Raw genomic sequence first — 17539 nt, 5'->3', positions numbered from 1 at the left:
AAAGCGCCAGGCGTTTTCCTCAATCGCCCAACGCACCTGATCCCAACAACGTTCCGCTACCAGACATGCCGCGACCCGCGAGGCGGCGCGCGGCCTGGAGGCGTCCGGGGCGGGCAAGGCCGCCATGGATGCGCTGCGCCGGATCGCCGACGAGGCCGTGAAGGACGAGCGGGCTCTGCTGCGCACCCGGGATGAGGCCGCGCGCTGCGGGGGAATCGTCGCGCTTCGCCACCGCGCTCGGCCTCGCCACGATGCTGTTCGCCGCCGGCCTGTCCCTCCTGCTGCTGCATATCGGGATCAGCCGCCCGATCCAGAACCTCAAGGCCGTGATGGGGCGGCTCGCGGCCAAGGACCTCTCGGTGGCGGTGACGAGCCTCGGCCACCGCGACGAGATCGGCCAGATGGCCGCGGCCGTGCAGGTGTTCAAGGAGAGCCTCGTCCGGACGACGGCCCTCGAGGCCGAGGCCGAGCTGGCCCGCGCGGGCATCGACGCCCAGCGCAAGGCGGCGATGCGCGACCTCGCGGACGGGTTCGAGCAGGCGGTCGGCGGGATCGTCCAGGCCGTCACCCTGGCGGCGACCGGACTGCAGGAGACCGCGCAGGGCATGAGCGGCAATGCGAGCCGCACCGCCGAGCAATCGATCACCGTGGCGGCGGCCGCCGAGGAGGCGGCGGCGAATGTCACGATGGTCGCCTCGGCCGCCGAAGAGCTCGGCAGCTCCGTGGACGAGATCGGCCGACAGGTCCACGGCTCCGCGGCCCTCGCTTCCGCGACGGTCCAGGAAGCCGGAAAGACGGCTTCCCTTGTTCAGGCGCTGAGCGCGGGCGCCACGAAGATCGGCGATGTCGTCAGCCTGATCTCGAGCATCGCCGGCCAGACGAATCTCCTCGCCCTCAACGCCACCATCGAGGCCGCCCGGGCGGGCGAGGCGGGACGGGGCTTTGCCGTGGTGGCGGCCGAGGTGAAGGAGCTCGCGAGCCAGACGGCGCGCGCCACCGAGGAGATCTCGCGTCAGATCGCCGACATCCAGAGCTCGACGGGGGAAGCCGTCACGGCGATCGAGTCCATCACGGACCGGGTCAGCGAGATGAGCAACGTCACGGCGGCCATCGCGACCGCGGTCGAGCAGCAGGGCTCGGCGACGCAGGAGATCGTGCGCAATGTCGGCCAAGCGGCGTCGGGCACCGGCGAGGTGACGCGCAGCATCGCGAGCGTCGCGAGCGCCGCCGAGGAGACGGGCGGGGCCGCCGGCCACCTCCTCACCTCGGCCCAGGACCTCTCCGTGCAGGCCGACCATCTCGGCTCGGAGGTGCGCCGCTTCCTCGACAGCGTGCGCGCGGCCTGATCAGCGCGCGCGCCGCCAGAGGCCGACGCGCTCGGAGCGGGCCTGCTCCTCGGCCGCCAGCAGGTCCGGCGGCGCCGCGTCCGACGCGCGCGCACCGCCCGCCGCGAGGATCAGGGAGGCAAGGTCGTCCCCGTCGATCCGGCAGCGCAGGCCCTGCGCCTCCGCGGCCGGCGCGCAGGCGACCTCCCGGCGGCGGAGATAGCGGGCGAGCTGGCGCGCCAGCGTCCCGCCCTCGCCCTCCACCCCGAGGAGCCGGACGACGCGGCCCCGGAAGGCGAGGGTCCCGGTATCGATCACGTCCGGAACGCCGTGGATCTCCGGCCCCACGGCCGCCTCCTTGTTGGGGGCGGCTCCTTGCGCAGGACCAGTTCCTTGGACAGGTGCCGCGACCTGGGCGGGGGCGGGATCGGCGCGGGCGGCGGAGGGGCGCTTGGCGCGGCCCTTGGCCATCTGCACGGAGGCGCGCTGCACGAAATCCCGGAAGATCGCGGCGGGAAGGTCGCCGCCGCTGACCCGGTTCATGGAGCTGTTGTCGTCGTTGCCGACCCAGACGCCGACGACGAGGTCGGGCGTCATGCCGACGAACCAGGCGTCGCGGTAATCCTGGGTCGTGCCGGTCTTGCCGCCGACCGGGATGTTGGCGACCCGCGCGCCCTTGCCGGTCCCGCCCTCGACCACGGCCTGGAGCGAATCGAGCATCATGGTGCGGCTGTCGCCGGGCAGGACGGCACCGCCCTTCGGCTCCGGATGGACGTAGAGCGGCTGCGGGCCGCCGCCCCGGATGGCGTGGATGCCGAAGGTCTCGACCGGGATCCGATCCGCCAGCACGCCCGCATAGGCACGGGTCATCTCGAGGAGCGTCACCTCGGCGGAGCCGAGCGCCAGGCTCGGCACGTTCGGCAGGTCGGATTGCACGCCGAGGCGGCGGGCGGTCTCGATCACGGCGGGCACGCCCACCGCGTCGGCGATCTGGGCCGCGACGGTGTTGATCGAGAGCGCGAAGGCCGTCCGCAGCGGCACCGGCCCCCGGAAGCGGTTGTTGGAATTCTGCGGCTCCCAATCGCCGATCTGAATCGGCTGGTCGACCAGCACGCTCTCGGGCGCGTAGCCCCGCTCGTAGGCGCTGAGATAGACGAAGAGCTTGAACAGCGAGCCGGCCTGCCGCTTGGCCTGCGTCGCGCGGTTGAACTGGCTGTCCTCGTAGTCGCGCCCGCCCACCATGGCGAGGATCGCGCCGTCCTTCGAGAGGGCGACGAGGGCGGACTGGCCGGCCTTCTTCTTGGCGCCCTCGGCGTCGAGCCGCCGGGCGACCACGCCCTCGGCGAGGCTCTGCAGATCGAGGTTCAGGGTCGTGCGCAGGGTGACGTCGCCGCCGGTATCGGTGAGGCGCTTGGCCTCCCCCGCCACCATGTCGAGGAAGTAATTGGTGCCGGGGGGCGTCTCGGGCGGGGTCCGGAGCGTGATGGTCTGGGCCCGTGCCGCGTCGGCCGCCTCCGGGGTGATCGCTCCCGTCTCCACCATGGTCTGCAGGACCACGTCGGCCCGCTCCTTGGCGCCCCCGAAATTGCGGGTCGGGGCGAGTTGCGAGGGCGCCCGGACGAGGCCCGCCAGCATGGCGGCCTCCGGGAGGGTCAGGGCCTTGGCGCCCTTGCCGAAATAGCGCCGCGCTGCCGCATCGATGCCGTAGGCGCCGGCCCCGAAATAGGCGGTGTTGAGGTAGCCGAGCAGGATCTTGTCCTTGGTCATCTCGCTCTCGACCCGGAGCGCCAGGAGCGCCTCCTGGATCTTGCGCCGGAGGGTCTTCTCCTGCGTGAGCGAGGTCAGGCGGACATATTGCTGGGTGATCGTCGAGCCGCCCTCGCGCACGCCGCCCCCGGCCGCGTTGCGCCAGGCCGCGCGCATGAGCCCGCGCAGGTCGATGCCCCAATGGCTGTAGAAGCGGCGATCCTCGATCGCGATGATCGCCTGGGCGAGGTGGGGCGGCAGGTCCGCCGCCGTCAGGGGCTGCCCCCGGAACGCGCCCCGCGTCGCGAAGGCGCGCCCGTCATCGGCCTCGACCGTGAGGGCCCGCTGTCCGGGATCGAGAGCCGCGCCGCCGAGCGGCGGCAAGGTGAGGAAGCTCGAGATGACGAGCCCCGCCGCGAGAACGATCGGCAGCGCCAGGAGCGCGAGCCCGACGGCCAGGACGGGCCGGCGGCGCAGCCGCGCGCCCCATCCTGGCGGCGCGCTCCGCAGGGCCGGGTCGAGGGCCGGAACGCGGTCGGCGGGCGCCGTGTCGGCGGCGGGCCGCCGCAGCCGCTCGCCCAGCGTCCGGAACAGGGGCGCGCTGCCCTCGGCCGCCCGTCGGGCACGCCTGCCGGCCCCGCGCGCGGCACCGGCCGCGAGGAGCCCCAGCTGGCGCCCGAGGATCTTGGCCGCCGCGGCGGCCTCGCGGGCCGCGGCCCGCGGATCCGGCTCGCCCTCGGTCCTGGCGCGCGGGTCGCCGTCGCCGGCCTGCGGACGCTGCGGATCGGGAGGGGGCATCGACAACCATTCACCCGGCGCGAGGGCCGGCCAGGACGGACGGGAGCCGCCGTTCTAGACCGGATGAAGCCGCCAAGGCTACGGCCGCCAAGGTTACGGCCGCCAAGGCTACGCGTGCGGCTCCGTTTCCCCTCGCGGCCGTCCCGCTTCGAGGCAACCGTCCGTGAGGGGAAGTTCCCTCAGGCGACTTTGGGCGTTGGCACCGGCCGGCCCGCTTCCTCGTGCCGGCCGCGGAGGCGGAAGGCCAGGATCACCAGCATCACCCCGAAGGCGATGGCGTAGCCGCCCATCCACCAGGTCAGCACCAGGGCCGACATGCCCGGATTGATCAGCAGCGCGAGGCCGAACAGGATCGAGATGACGCCGCCGAGCACGAGCCACCAGCGCCCATAATGCAGGTGCAGCCGGAAGGCGGCCGCCAGCATCAGGCCGCCGCTGACCAGCGCCCAGAGGGCGACGAGGTAGACGAAGGCCCAGACGGCCGCCGCCGGCATCAGGAAGGCCGCGACGCCGACGAGCAGATCGAGGAGGCCTTCGAGGAGCAGCAGGCCCCAGCGCTCGTCCCGCTGCGCCGCCCGCACCGAGGCGACGATGCCGAAGACCCCGTCGACCAGCATGTAGGCCGAGAAGAACAGAACCAGGGTCAGGATCGTCGCGAGGGGCGCCACGAAGGCGACGATGCCGAACAGGATGGCGAAGACGCCTCTCAGGGCGACGAGCCACCAGTTGCGTGCCAGCACGGTGCTCATCGCATCGAGGCGCGCCGGGCCCGTCGGGGACAGGCCGGAGGGGTTCGCGCTGCCCAGGGGCGACGCGGGAAACGGGTTGCCGGTGGTGGCCATGGTGGGACTCCTCGAGCGATGAGAGTCTGCGCCGCCGCAGGACGCGAGACCTCGGCCGCTGAACGCCCTGTGCAGGTCGGCGTTCCCTGCGGCAAGTCTTCGTCTCCCCCGTACGGAACCTTGGGGCGCCTGCCGTCTTTGGAGCTGCGAGGCGGGTTATCGAGCGCTCCGGGTTGCCGAGCGGCCCAGGAGCCTTCGCGGACACTTCACCGATGCTTGATGACCAGCAGCAGGCGCCGCGCGCTCGCGCGCGCCCTCCCATGTCCGATCGCACCGGCGGGATCGAAGCCGCGACCGAGCGCGATGTCATCGACGTCAGCGCGGATAAAGCGTGGCAGCCCGAGGACGCCCGCCGGAAGCCGCAGGACGTGCCCCCGGACACGGCCGACGCGCCAGACGGCGCCGACGGGTCGCGGGCGGAGGATGCGCCGGAGGACGAGACGCGCCCGGGGCTGATCCGCAGGCACCCGGTCTGGTTCGGCCTCGGCGCGGTCGCGCTGATCCTGCTGGCGGTCGCCGGGTATTTCTACTGGCTCGTCGAACTCCACCCCTACGAATCCACGGACGACGCCTTCGTGGATGCGCGCCAGTTCACCATCGCCCCGAAGGTCTCGGGCTACGTGATCGACGTTCCGATCACCGACAACCAGCATGTCGAGACCGGCCAGACCCTGTTCCAGATCGACCGGCGCGATTACGAGGTCACCCTCGCGCAGGCGCAGGCGCAGATCGCCTCGGCGAAAGCCTCGATCCTGAACGTCGACGCGCAGATCGAGGCGCAGAGAGCGCAGGTCGACGTCGCCAAGGCGCAGGTGACGCAGACGCAGGCCGCCCTCGATTTCGCGAAGGCGGACGCCGCCCGCTACAAGGACCTCGCGACGCGGGGGGCGGGCACCGTCCAGCAATCGCAGCAATCGACCTCGAACCTCGAGCAGCAGCAGGCCTCGCTGCAGCGGGCGCAGGCGAGCGTCATCGCGGCCCAGAAGCAGATCGGCTCGCTCGAGGCACAGAAGGCCAGCGCCGAGGCGAGCCTCGCCACGGCGCTGGCCCAGGCGGCCCAGGCCGAGCTGAACCTCGGCTACACCACCGTGACGGCGGCCCAGCCCGGGCGTGTCGTCCAGCTCTCGGGCGCCAAGGGCCAGTTCGCGCAGGCCGGCCAGAGCGTCGCGACCTTCGTGCCCGACGAGAAATGGGTCACCGCCAACTACAAGGAGACGCAGATCACCGACATGCGGCCGGACCAGCCCGCCGAGATCGAGATCGACGCCTATCCGAACCGCAAGATCACCGGCCGGGTGGCCTCGGTGCAGCCCGGCTCCGGCACCGCCTTCAGCCTCCTGCCGGCCCAGAACGCCACCGGCAATTACGTGAAGGTGGTCCAGCGCATCCCGGTCAAGATCGTGGTCGATTCCTGGCCCGGCGACGTCGCGATCGGACCCGGCATGTCCATCGTCCCGACGGTGCGGGTGCGATGAGCGCAGGCGCCGCGAAGGGAGGCGCAGAGGGACTTCCCAAGGCTCCGGGCGGCCACAGCCCCTGGGCCATCGCGCTCGTGGTGTCCCTCGCGACCTTCATGGAGGTGCTCGACACCACCATCGCGAACGTCGCCCTGCGCTACATCTCGGGTGGCCTCGCGGTCGGACCGGACGAGGCCGCCTGGGTGGTGACGAGCTACCTCGTCGCCAACGCGATCGTGCTCACGGCGTCGAGCTTTCTCGCCAAGCGCTTCGGCCGCAAGGCCTTCTTCATGTGGAGCATCGCGCTCTTCACGGTCGCGTCGGTGCTGTGCGGCTTTGCCTGGAACCTGCAGTCGCTCCTGGTCTTCCGCGTGCTGCAGGGCCTCGGCGGAGGCGGCATGGCGCCGCTGGCGCAGTCGATCCTGGCCGATTCCTTCCCGCCGCAGAAGCGGGGCCAGGCCTTCGCCCTCTACGGCCTCGCGGTCGTGGTGGCGCCCGTGATCGGGCCGACGCTCGGGGGTTGGCTCTCCGACAACGTCTCCTGGCACTGGTGCTTCCTGATCAACGGCCCGATCGGGCTCGGAGCGCTCGCGCTGATGTACCTGCTCCTCGAGGATCCGGAATCCGCCGTCGAGGAGCGCCGGCGCCTGCGCAAGCAGGGCGTGCGCTTCGACATCGTCGGCTTCATCCTGGTAGCGACCTTCCTCGGCTCCCTGGAGGTCGTCCTGGACGAGGGCCAGCGCGACGATTGGTTCGGCTCGAACCTCATCATCACCTTCGCGATCCTCAGCCTCGTCGCCTTCGTGCTGATGATTCCCTGGGAGCTGCGCCACAAGAACCCCGTCGTGGACCTGCGCCTCCTCGGCAAGCGGCAATTCGGCGCCTGCTTCCTGGTGATGCTCGCCACCGGGGCGATCCTGATCGCCACGACGCAGTTCATCCCGCAGATCGTGCAGGATTATTTCGGCTACACGGCGACGCTCGCCGGGCTCGCGCTCGCGCCCGGCGGTCTCGTGACCGTGTTCATGATGCTGGTGATCGGGCGGGTCTCGGGATACGTCCAGCCGAAATACCTGATCGCCGCCGGCGCGACGATCGTCGCCCTCGCGATGTACGACCTGACCCGGATCTACGGCGACGTCACCTTCTGGTTCTTCGCCTGGTCGCGCATCTATATCGGCATCGGCCTGCCGATGATCTTCATCTCGATCACGGCGGCCTCCTACGAGGGGATCGACAAGTCGCAGACGGACCAGGCCTCGGCCCTGATCAACGTCGCCCGCAATGTCGGCGGGTCCATGGGCGTGTCGCTCGCCCAGAACATCCTGGCCTATCGCCAGCAATTCCATCAGAGCCGGCTCGTCGAGCACGTCTCGCCCTCGGCTCCCGCCTATCAGGAGACCATGCGGCAGGCGACGCAGTACTTCTCGCAGCACGGCGCGGCCGGCCTCGACGCGCAGGGGCAGGCCACCGCCTGGATCGGGCAGCAGCTCGCCCGGCAGGTGGCGTTCTGGGCCTATATCGACGTGTTCTGGGCGCTCTGCCTCGTCTCGGCCTCGGCCGTGCCTCTGGCCATGATCCTCAGCCGGGTGAAGCGGGGCGGCGATGCGCCGGCCGGCCATTGATGGGCGCGCCGCCAGTGGCCGCACGCCCGAGCCGATGCCGATCCGGGGCTCCGCCGCGCGCCGGAGAGGATCCCGGCCCGCAGGGCGCGACGCTCACGGCTGCGTCGGCAGCGAGGCATCCGTGACCTGCAGCCGGCCCTGCGCGGAGGGCGCGGGCGGCACGGGCAGCTCGGCCGGTGCCGTTCCGGCCAGGGCCGCGACGCCCCCGTACTGGCTCAGCCGCCGATCGATCATGCCGTCGATCCGCTCGTAGACCTCCGCGACCGTGAGGTTGCGGCGGCCCTTGCCGGCCTTCTCGGTGAACAGGCTGCGGTTCGCCCGGGCGGCGTTCCGGAATTCCTTCTGCGCCACCTTCTCGGGCTTCTCGGCGCTGAGCACGAGGAAGCGGCCGGCGCTCGTCGTGCCGAGGAAATGGGCGAGGTAGAGTTCGGAGGTGGTCAGGTCGCGCCCGATGCGGGCCTCGATCCGGGCCCGGTCACGCTTGATCAGCTCGGCGGCCATGAGGGCGGCCACGTAGGGGTCGCGGCGCAGGCCGAGCACGCGCTCACGCATGCCGTCCCCCGTGACCGTGATGCCGGCGCCGCGCCCCGTCACCGCGGCCGCCTCGGCCTCGTAGCCGTAGCGGCCGCCGAAATCGCGGATCATCTCCAGCCAGGTGGCGCTGACGAACTGGAACAGCCCCTCGGCGGAGGAGGTCGCGGCCCTCGCCTTGGTGGAGAAGCTCGATTCCTTGTCGGCGAGCGCCATCATGTAGACCGGGTCGACCCCCGCCTCGGCGGAGGCGCGCAGGATCGTCTCGACGATCCTGCGCGGGACGCTCATCTCGCCGAAGCGGATGATCTCGTCGCCCGGACCGTTGCGCGGCTGCGGCAGCGCCGCGAGGTCGCTCTCGATCAGGGCGGCGGTCGCCGGCTCCTGCTCAAGGAGGGGAACCCCGCCCCAATCCGCGGGTTTATCGGGACCGGTCCGGGTCGCGAGGTCGTGGGCCGCGAAGGCCCGCTCGTCGATGCGGTCATGCGCGGCTGCGGCAGGGGCAAGAGCGCTCTGCGGAAGGCAGAACCCGGCCATCAAGGCGGCCAGCAAAGTCGCGATGGTGCGGCTGCGAATATTGGCGAAGGTCCGGCCCTGTTTCGGGTGCTCGGCCCGCAATTGCCAAGTTGCGGAATTGTCCTGAAAATCTGTCCCGTTGGGCACGAGACGGCTCACGTCGTCGGCGCAGAGCGCCGGCTCCGGGAAAACCCCCATTTCTATTCCTTTGTCGTGCCGCGGCTTACTAGGGCGCGGCTTCGATCAAGTGGCGGCTATGTCGCCGCTCGCTGTGACCACAATGGGACAGCTCCGTGATCCAAGCGTGGCACCCTTAAGAGACCGTTAAGCCTCTCTATTGACGGATCTTTAACCGTTCGTTCGGGTGCGGTTCAGGGGAATGGGGGCAGGATTTTGTCGCAGCCGGGGCTTGGAACGAAGCTCGGCAGAGCCAGTTACCATGGGCCATGCGGGGCAGGCCTTTCCGGCCCGTCTGATGCCCCGGCATATCCACTGTAGGGAAGTCCTTCTCCAATGAGCATGCAGACCGGTCGCCGCGTCGGCGTTGCGTTCGTTGGCATGGGTGGCGCCGTCGCCACCACCGCCATCGCCGGCATCGAGATGATCAAATCCGGTTCCAATCGGCTCGATGGCCTGCCCCTTGCGGGCGTCCCGGTTGCCGGCATGGCAGATTACAAGGACTTGGTCTTCGGCGGCTGGGACCTGAACAGCGACGATCTCGCCGCGGCAGCGACCGGCCACGGGGTGCTGACCGCGCAGGACATCGAGAACGGCGCCAAGGTGCTGAAGGGCATCACGCCCTGGCCGGCGGTCGGCAGCGCCAAGTTCTGTAAGAACATCGATGGCGGGAACCGTATCGTCGCCAAGGATCACCGCGAGACGGTCTCGATCATCGCCAACGATCTCAAGCGCTTCCGCCAGGAGAGCAACCTCGACGAGGTCGTGGTCGTCAACCTCGCCTCGACCGAGAGCTGGCCCGACCTCAGCGATCCGGTCCTGAACTCGTCGGCCGCCTTCGAGAAGGGTCTCGATGCGAGCGACGAATCGATCAGCCCCGCGATGCTCTACGCCTACGCGGCGATCAAGAGCGGCATCCCTTACGCGAATTTCACCCCGAGCGTGGCCGCCGACGTCCCGGCGCTCCTCGATCTCGCCCGGGAGCTCAACGTTCCGGTGGCGGGCAAGGACGGCAAGACCGGCCAGACCATGATGAAGACCGTGCTGGCGCCGGCGCTCAAGGCCCGCGCGCTCCACGTCGACGGCTGGTTCTCCACGAACATTCTGGGCAACCGCGACGGCCTGGCGCTCAATGATCCGAGCTCTCTGCAATCGAAGCTCAACACCAAGGGCACGGTGCTCGATTCCATCCTCGGCTACCCGGTCGAGGACCACCTCGTGCACATCCACTATTACCGCCCCCGCGGCGACGATAAGGAAGCCTGGGACAATATCGACGTCACCGGCTTCCTGGGCCAGCGCATGCAGATCAAGGTCAACTTCCTCTGCAAGGATTCCATCCTGGCAGCGCCCCTGGTGATCGAGATCGCCCGCGTCCTCGACCTCGCCAAGAAGCGCGGCGACGGCGGCGTGCAGGAGCAGCTCTCGACCTTCTTCAAGGCCCCCATGGTCAAGAACGGCCACGGGCCCGAGCACGCGTTCGGCAAGCAGGAGAAGATGCTGCTCGATTGGCTCGGCGTGCATTGATGGCGCGCAACGAGCCGGACGCCGGGAGCGGCGGCCCCGCCGCACCCGTCGGGCTGCGTGAGCTGCTCGTCGAGTTGAACGACCTCAAGCGCGTCCGCTCGTCTGGGCGCCTCGGCTCCATCGCCGAGCGCCTGTTCGCGCAAGGGTGGGGCGCCCTCACGGGCGGCGCCGATCCGGAGGACGTCGCCCTCGCGGTGACGGCCACCACCCTCGCGGCCTGCCGCCTCTGCGATCTCGACGCGGCCTTCCTGAGCGCGGCGGGTCTGGCCGAGGCAACCGTCTCCGAGATCCTGGTCTCGGGCTTCGACGCGGTGGCGGCCGAGGTCGAGGAACCCCTGCGGACCCGCCTGCGCGATCGGCTCCGGCAGCGCGCGGGCTTGCCGGCGGGCCCATTGCCGGGCTTCGTCGCGGCCCTCGCCCATCAGCCGCGCGCCGGCGTGACCTGCCCGGGCAAGCCCCGCATACTGCTGGAGCCGCCCGAGAACCACGCCGAGCATTGCCTAATGGTGGCCGTCTACGGCGTCGTGCTGAGCCCCTTCTACCGTGCCGACCCGACGACGGTGTTCCTCGCCGCGATGGCACACCATTTCCACAATGCCGCGATGCCGGATGCCGGCTTCACGGGCGAGATGCTGCTCGGCGACCATCTCGGACCCATCATGGCGCGCACCACTCAGTGGGCCCTCGACGAGTTGGAGCCGGGGCTCCGGGAGAGTGTCGTCCGCGCGCGCGCGGTGCTCCCGGACGATGCGACCGCCGAGGGACGCGCCTTCCACGCGGCGGATGCGATCGACCGGGTCCTGCAGATCGCGCAGCACCTGCGCGCCGCCACCCTGACCATGGACACCGTGCTCGGCGAGATGGAACTCGTCCATGCGGGCCCGGTGAAGGGGTTCCATGATCGGGTGCTGGAGGCTATGCGCATCCCGTGATCGCACACGCGACGGGGGCGGGTAGCACAGTATGATCCCCTTCGGCCTCTCCTCGCCCGAAACCGGCAACGCCCTCAAATCCGATACGCCGCATTCCCGGCGGGATGCGGAGACGGGTGAGCGTTGGCCGGTGATCGACGGCATTCCCTACCTGCGGACGAACCGCCGCGACCTCGTCGCCAGAACCCTCGCGCATCTCGATGCCGACGAAGGCGAGGCGGCCTTGGTTGGCCTTCTGGCCGATCAGGACGATTGGTGGAACGGCCCGCCGGCCGATCCCGACGCGCTGCGCCGGCTGGTGCGCGAGCGCGACACCGCGACGCTGCGCGAGGCCGTGGATCTCCTCGGCTGGGGCCGCGTAGGCGATTACTTCCTGCATCGCTGGACCGATCCGACCTTCCTGGCCGGGCTCGCGCTCCTGGAGGCGCACTGGAACGATCCGTCCTGCGTGTTCGAGTTCGCCTGCGGCATCGGGCAGTACCTGCGCGAATTCCAGGCGCGCGGCGCCAAGGTGGCGGGTGCCGACGTGGTCTTCGCCAAGCTCTGGGTGGCACGGCACTGGGTGGTCGCCCCCAAGGCACAGCTGATCTGCTTCGACGCCGGCTCGCCCCATTGGCCGATCGCCGGAGCGCCGGTCGACCTCGTGGTCTGCAACGATGCCTTCTATTTCCTCGACGACAAGGCGACCCTGCTCGAATGCCTGCGCCAGAACGCGGGCGACGACGGCTGGCTCGCCCTGAGCCACATCCACAACAGCGACCAGCCCGGCTTCTCCGCCGGCCGCGCGGTCTCCGCCGAGGAGATCGAGGAGCTCTTCCCCGACGCCCTCGTGTATGACGACGCCGAACTCACGCGCGCGCTCGTCGAGTTGCGCGCCCCGGCGCCCCGCAAGCCCGGGGACCTCAGGAGCTGCGAGGCCTTCTCGGTGGTGGCCGGGCCCGGCATGCGGCCGGCCCCGCGCTCCGTGGTCGATGGCCTGACCCTGCCGCGCGAGGGCACGCAGCTGGTGCTGAACCCGCTCTACGCGGAGGAAGCGCCGGGCGCCTACGTCGTCGGCTGGCCGTCCGAGCGCTACGCGGCGGAATATGCCGACCGCGTGACCTATCCGATGCGCTCGCCCGGGCCGGCGGTGCTCGACTGGGTCGGGGAGGCCACCTCGCCGGATGCCGACCGGGTGCGGCGGCGCGAATTCGTCGATCTTCCGGAGCGCTGGTGATGGCGGATCGCGTCGGCTGGGGCATCGTCGGATACGGCTGGGTCGCGCGCGACTACATGGCCCCCGGAATCCGGGCGGCCGGGCATCGCCTCGTGGCAATCTGCGATCCGGGCGAGGCCTCGCGCCGGGCGGCCGAGGCCGAGGGCGCGCGGGCCCATGCCGATCTCGCCGGGCTCCTCGCCGAGCCGGAGGTCGAGGCGGTCTACGTGGCGACGCCGAACCACCTGCATCGCGGCGCCGTCGAGGTGCTCTCCGCCGCCGGCAAGGCCGTGCTTTGCGAGAAGCCGATGGCGGCCTCCCTGGCGGATGCCGAGGCGATGGCCGCCGCCGTGCGGGGCAGCGGGATCTTCTACGGCACGGCCTTCGACCAGCGCCACCACCCGGGCCATCGCGCCATGCGGGCCGCGATCGAGGCCGGGCGCCTCGGCACCGTGACGGCTGTCCGCATCGTCTATGCCTGCTGGCTCGACCGTGCCTGGACCTCGTTCCAGGGCCAGGACAACTGGCGCATCGACCCGGCCCAGGCCGGCGGCGGCGCGCTCATCGATCTCGCGCCCCACGGGCTCGACCTCGTCGATTTCCTCGTGGGCGACTCAGTCACCGACATCGCGGCCCTGACCCAGGCCAAGGCCCAGGATTACGCCGTCGACGACGGGGCGCTCCTGGTCGGCCGGACGGGCTCCGGCGTGCTGGCAAGCCTGCACGTCGCCTACAATTGCCCCGATATCCTGCCGCGGCGGCGCCTGGAGGTTCTCGGCACGCGCGGCCAGCTCACCGCCATCGACACGATGGGCCAGGTGGCCGGCGGCAGCGTCACCTTCACGGATGGCGTCACCGGCGCGGTCGAGGCGCTACCCTTCGACCTGCAGGCCTCGCCCTTCCTGGAGCAGGTGCGGGCCTTCGGCTCGGCCCTGCGCCGCCCGGAGGAGCGCGCGGCCTACTCGGCGGAGCGCGACCTCCACACCATGCGGCTCATCGCCCGCGCCTACGGCCATGCCGGTGCGCGGGCAGCCTGATACGACGGAAAGGAACCCCGACGTGACCGAGCACGATCAGGACGCCCGGGCGCGCCATGCCCGGATCAAGGCGCCGCGCTCCTACCGCTACGGCGCCCCGCGCCGGATCGAGGGGCTGCCGGCGAGCCTGCCCGAGCCGGTCCGCGCCTATCTCGACATCCTCCCCGAAGGCCGCATCGTCGGCTTTCCGCTGGCCCCCCTCGACCGGACCGGCGTTCCGGTCTGGTTCGTGTCCCTGTTCCTCGATGATCCCTTCTTTGTCGGCGCCATGCCGAGCGGCATCGGATACGGCGCCACGGACGACGAGGCCATCATCGGGGCGGTGGCGGAGATCGCCGAGAACCTGATGCCCTCCCTCGCCGTGATGCCGCGCCGGAAGGAACGCGCATCCTACGACGATCTGGTCAAGGTGTTCGGGGCCGGCGCCGTGGCCGATCCGCTCACCCTCTGCCTGCCCGCCGGCTCGCCTGTGGGACGCGCCACGACGCTGGAATGGACCCCCACGATCCGGCACCGGACCGGCGAGACCGTGCTGATGCCGCTCGATCTCGCGGCGACGGATTACTTCGAGCTGAGCGAGGGCTACGTGCCCTTCACCAACCTGATCACGAACGGCCTCGGCGCCGGGCCGGACATCCCCTTCGCGCTTGGGCACGGGGTGCTCGAATTGCTGCAGCGGGACGGGAACGGGCTGCTGTTCCGCGCCCTCGATCAGGGCGTGGTGCTGGACGTCTCGGACGGGATCGGGCCGGAGACCGCCGCGATGCTGGCGCGGCTGTCGGATCTCGGCATCAAGGCCCTGCCGAAATTCGCCACCGACGCGTTCGGGCTGACCAATATCTACGTCGTCGGCCACGACCGGAACCCGGCCGACGCGCCCGTCCCGATCGCGCTCTCGGCCTGCGGCGAGGCCTGCGACCCGGACCGCGAGCGCGCCCTCCGCAAGGCCCTGCTGGAGTTCCAGGCGGCGCGGGTGCGCAAGGCCTTCGGCCACGGGCCGCTGGCCTTCGCCGAGCAGGTGACCCCGCCCGGCTACGTCAACGCCTTCATCCAGAAGGCCCTGCCGAGCCTCGATCTCGAGGAGAGCCGGGCCCTCAAGGCCATGCTGGAATGGATCGTCCTGCCGCCCGAGGGGCTGCACGACGTCCTGGCGAACACGGTCTATTCCGAGAAGGCGACCAAGCCCTTCCGCGAGCTGCCGACCACGCCCGCGGCCGACGGGCACGCGCGCGGCGCCATCGCCTGCGACCGCCTGACGGAGGCCGGCTTCGACATCCTCTACGTCGATTGCTCGCCCCCGGGCGGCGCGGTCGGGGTGGTCAAGGCGATCGTGCCGGGGCTCGAGGTCGAGACCATGAGCTATTACCGGATCGGCGAGCGCAACGCCCGCAAGCTCCTGGAGCGCGACCACCCCCTGATCCGCTTCGGCGAGGCCACCGACACCCTGCTCCCGGTTCGCCTGACGCCGGAGGCGCTGGAGCGCTTCGGCGGCCGCCAGCCCCTGTTCGACACGGCCCTGGCGGAGGAGATCGTCGGAAGTCATTATCCCCTCTACCGCGAGCCGGAATCGCACCATGCGCCGTTCCGGCTGCAGGAGAGGGGGCAGGCCGCATGACGCTCCGCTTCGCCTACAACACCAACGGGGCCGCCAACCACCGGCTGGACGACGCCCTCGAGCTGATCGCCGAGGCCGGATATGACGGCGTGGCGCTCACCCTCGACATCCACCATCTCGACCCCTTCGCGGAGGAATGGGCGCGGGAGGCCGAGCGGGTGGCGAGCCGCCTGGAGCGCCTCGGCCTCGGCTCCGTGATCGAGACGGGGGCCCGCTTCCTCCTCGATCCGAAGCACAAGCACGAGCCGACCCTGGTGACGGCCGATGCCACGGCGCGCGCCCGCCGGGTCGGCTTCCTGAAGCGGGCGATCGACATCGGCGCCATCCTGAAATCCGAGGCGGTCTCGTTCTGGGCCGGGGTCCCGAAGCCGGGGGTCGACCCGGACGCGGCACGCGTCTGGCTGCGCGCAGGCCTGTCCGAGGTCGCGGCCTACGCGGCCGAGCAGGGGGTGGTGCCCTGCCTCGAGCCCGAGCCCGGCATGCTGATCGAGACCCTCGACGATTACGCCGCCCTCGCCGTGCCGGGCCTCAGCCTCGCCCTCGATACCGGGCATTGCCTCGTGACCGGGGAGCGCGAGCCGTCGGCGGCCGTCGCCGAGTTCGCCGACCGGATCGGCACCGTGGCGATCGAGGACATGGCCCGCGGCGTCCACGTCCACCTGCCCTTCGGCGAGGGCGACATGGACGTGCCGGGCGTCCTCGACGCCCTCGAGGCGATCCATTTCGACCGCCTGGTCTGCGTCGAGCTCTCCCGCGAGAGCCACCGGGCCGACGTGATGATCCCGCAGGCGCTCGCCTATCTGCGGGATTGCCGCCGTGGCGGGCCCGACCTGCCCCCCCTCGACACGACGATCCGGGAAACGCCCGTCCGATGAGGATCTGCTTCGTCAGCCGGCGCTATTTCCCGGCGATCTCCGGCATGAGCGTCTACGCGCAGAACCTCCTGCGCGAGCTCGTCGGCGCCGGCCACGACGTCACGATGATCAGCCAGTACCGGGGCGACGCCTTCGGCACCCGGGTCTATGGCGGCGGACCGCCCCCGCCGGTCCCCGGCGTCCGGGTCATCGGGCTGGAACAGGTCGGCGAGCAGACGGATGGCGACTTCGAGCGGGACATCGACACGATGGTGGAGACCATCGCGAACGAGCATGCCCGCCAGCCCTTCGATATCCTGCACGCGCAATACGGCTACCCCACCGGCTGGGCGGTGCTGCTCGCCTCCCGCCGCCTCGGCGTGCCCAACGTGGTCTCGATCCAGGGTGGCGACGGCCACTGGGTCGGCTCCTGCTGCGAGACCCACCGGGTCGCCATGTGCGAGGTCCTGGCCCACGCCAACGCGCTGCTGATCGGCGGTCGCTCCTTCGTCGCGGAAGTCTGCGACCGCCTCGGCTCCGACCCCGCCCGCTTCACCATCGTGCCGGGCGCGGTCGACACGCCCCGCTTCGCGCAACACGGGGGCAGCGGGCTGCCCGCTCCGCATGCGGGGCCGCAGCGCCTGCTCTATCACGGCCGGGTCGATCGCCGGAAAGGCGTCCTCGACTTCATCGACGCGCTGGCGCTGATGCGCGAGCAGGGCACGCCCTTCGCCGCCACCATCTCGGGCATCGGCCCGGACGTCGATCCCGCCAAGGCACGGGCGGCGGAGCTCGGCTTCGGCGAACCCGCGATCCGCTTCAGCGGCTACGCCGATTACGACAGGGTGCCGGACCTCTACCGGCAGGCCGACATCTTCGTCTCGCCGACCTATGCCGAGGGCTTCTCCAACACCATCCTGGAGGCGATGGCGGCCGGGCTCGCGGTGGTCTCGACCCACTCGGTCGGGGTCTCGGATTGCCTGCGCGACGAGGAGAACGGCCTCCTCACCGAGCCCGGCGACGTGCCGGCGCTGGCCCGGTCTCTGACCCGCGTGATCGAGGACGAGGCCCTGCGCACTCGCCTCGCCCGCGATGGGCTGGAGGAATGCCGCAGGGTCTATTCCTGGACCACGGTCGGCCGGCAGATCATGGACGTCTACGCGCGCATCGCCCCCGAGCGCCCGGCCACCGAGTTCTCGCCGAACCTCCCCGCCGACCCCTCCTGCCGCTTCCGGGCCGAGCCGCACCTCCTGTGAGGCTCGCCATCACGCGGCGGGGACGCGTGACCTTGTCCAGTCCCGGCGCCCCTCATCCTGACCCCTCGCGAACGCCAGAGGGGTCGGCGAGCCCCGCAACCAAGCC

Annotated in this window: 12 protein-coding genes and 1 pseudogene; 10 read left to right on the top strand and 3 right to left on the bottom strand. The window is 71.0% G+C overall.

The genetic code is table 11. The features are described 5' to 3' along the window. Positions 1-61: 61 nt before the first annotated feature. Positions 62-1346: pseudogene (locus F6X53_RS27450) on the top strand (methyl-accepting chemotaxis protein); the annotation flags it as partial. Here the strand turns inward: F6X53_RS27450 and F6X53_RS27445 are convergent. Continuing rightward, the gene (locus F6X53_RS27445; protein ID WP_151004366.1) at positions 1347-3869 is read right to left on the bottom strand and encodes a PBP1A family penicillin-binding protein; all 2523 of its coding nucleotides are present in this window, start codon (positions 3867-3869) and stop codon (positions 1347-1349) included. 179 nt (positions 3870-4048) lie between these two features. Then, the gene (locus tag F6X53_RS27440) at positions 4049-4711 is read right to left on the bottom strand and encodes an HdeD family acid-resistance protein (RefSeq protein ID WP_151004364.1); all 663 of its coding nucleotides are present in this window, start codon (positions 4709-4711) and stop codon (positions 4049-4051) included. 260 nt (positions 4712-4971) lie between these two features. On the opposite strand from F6X53_RS27440, the gene F6X53_RS27435 reads away from it, so the two are divergent. Continuing rightward, on the top strand, positions 4972-6186 hold the full coding sequence (locus F6X53_RS27435) for an HlyD family secretion protein (protein ID WP_238296191.1): 1215 nt from the start codon (positions 4972-4974) through the stop codon (positions 6184-6186). Further along, positions 6183-7793, top strand: coding sequence for a DHA2 family efflux MFS transporter permease subunit (locus F6X53_RS27430; protein ID WP_151004360.1), 1611 nt, complete (start codon positions 6183-6185; stop codon positions 7791-7793). The genes F6X53_RS27435 and F6X53_RS27430 overlap by 4 nt, the downstream gene beginning before the upstream one ends. A gap of 93 nt (positions 7794-7886) precedes the next feature. Here the strand turns inward: F6X53_RS27430 and F6X53_RS27425 are convergent, their stop codons facing one another. Further along, positions 7887-9038, bottom strand: coding sequence for a transglycosylase SLT domain-containing protein (locus tag F6X53_RS27425; protein WP_151004358.1), 1152 nt, complete (start codon positions 9036-9038; stop codon positions 7887-7889). A gap of 315 nt (positions 9039-9353) precedes the next feature. Between F6X53_RS27425 and F6X53_RS27420 the strand changes: the two genes are divergently transcribed. From F6X53_RS27420 to F6X53_RS27390, 7 genes are read left to right on the top strand one after another with little or no spacing between them, the layout of a single operon-like run. Continuing rightward, positions 9354-10544 (top strand): inositol-3-phosphate synthase, encoded by a 1191-nt coding sequence (locus tag F6X53_RS27420; RefSeq protein WP_151004356.1) that lies wholly within the window; start codon positions 9354-9356, stop codon positions 10542-10544. Next, entirely contained in the window at positions 10544-11476 is a 933-nt protein-coding gene (locus F6X53_RS27415) for an HD domain-containing protein (protein ID WP_151004354.1), read from the top strand. The genes F6X53_RS27420 and F6X53_RS27415 overlap by 1 nt, the downstream gene beginning before the upstream one ends. 31 nt (positions 11477-11507) lie before the next feature. After that, positions 11508-12692, top strand: a complete 1185-nt coding sequence (locus F6X53_RS27410; protein ID WP_151004353.1) for a class I SAM-dependent methyltransferase — start codon at positions 11508-11510, stop codon at positions 12690-12692. Next, complete coding sequence (locus tag F6X53_RS27405; RefSeq protein WP_151004351.1) at positions 12692-13708, top strand: Gfo/Idh/MocA family protein; 1017 nt, start codon at positions 12692-12694, stop codon at positions 13706-13708. Before F6X53_RS27410 ends, F6X53_RS27405 begins: the two co-directional genes overlap by 1 nt. A gap of 22 nt (positions 13709-13730) precedes the next feature. After that, a complete protein-coding gene (locus F6X53_RS27400) occupies positions 13731-15323 on the top strand; it encodes a YcaO-like family protein (protein ID WP_373875878.1) in 1593 nt (530 codons plus the stop codon). Further along, the gene (locus F6X53_RS27395; RefSeq protein WP_151004347.1) at positions 15320-16198 is read left to right on the top strand and encodes a sugar phosphate isomerase/epimerase family protein; all 879 of its coding nucleotides are present in this window, start codon (positions 15320-15322) and stop codon (positions 16196-16198) included. The genes F6X53_RS27400 and F6X53_RS27395 overlap by 4 nt, the downstream gene beginning before the upstream one ends. Next, entirely contained in the window at positions 16195-17433 is a 1239-nt protein-coding gene (locus F6X53_RS27390) for a glycosyltransferase family 4 protein (RefSeq protein ID WP_151004345.1), read from the top strand. The genes F6X53_RS27395 and F6X53_RS27390 overlap by 4 nt, the downstream gene beginning before the upstream one ends. Positions 17434-17539: the final 106 nt, after the last annotated feature.

This window comes from Methylobacterium soli (assembly GCF_008806385.1).
In the GTDB taxonomy this organism is placed as follows: domain Bacteria; phylum Pseudomonadota; class Alphaproteobacteria; order Rhizobiales; family Beijerinckiaceae; genus Methylobacterium; species Methylobacterium soli.
Note: the sequence above shows the minus strand (reverse complement) of the source record. Positions and strands in the feature narration are given on the sequence as shown.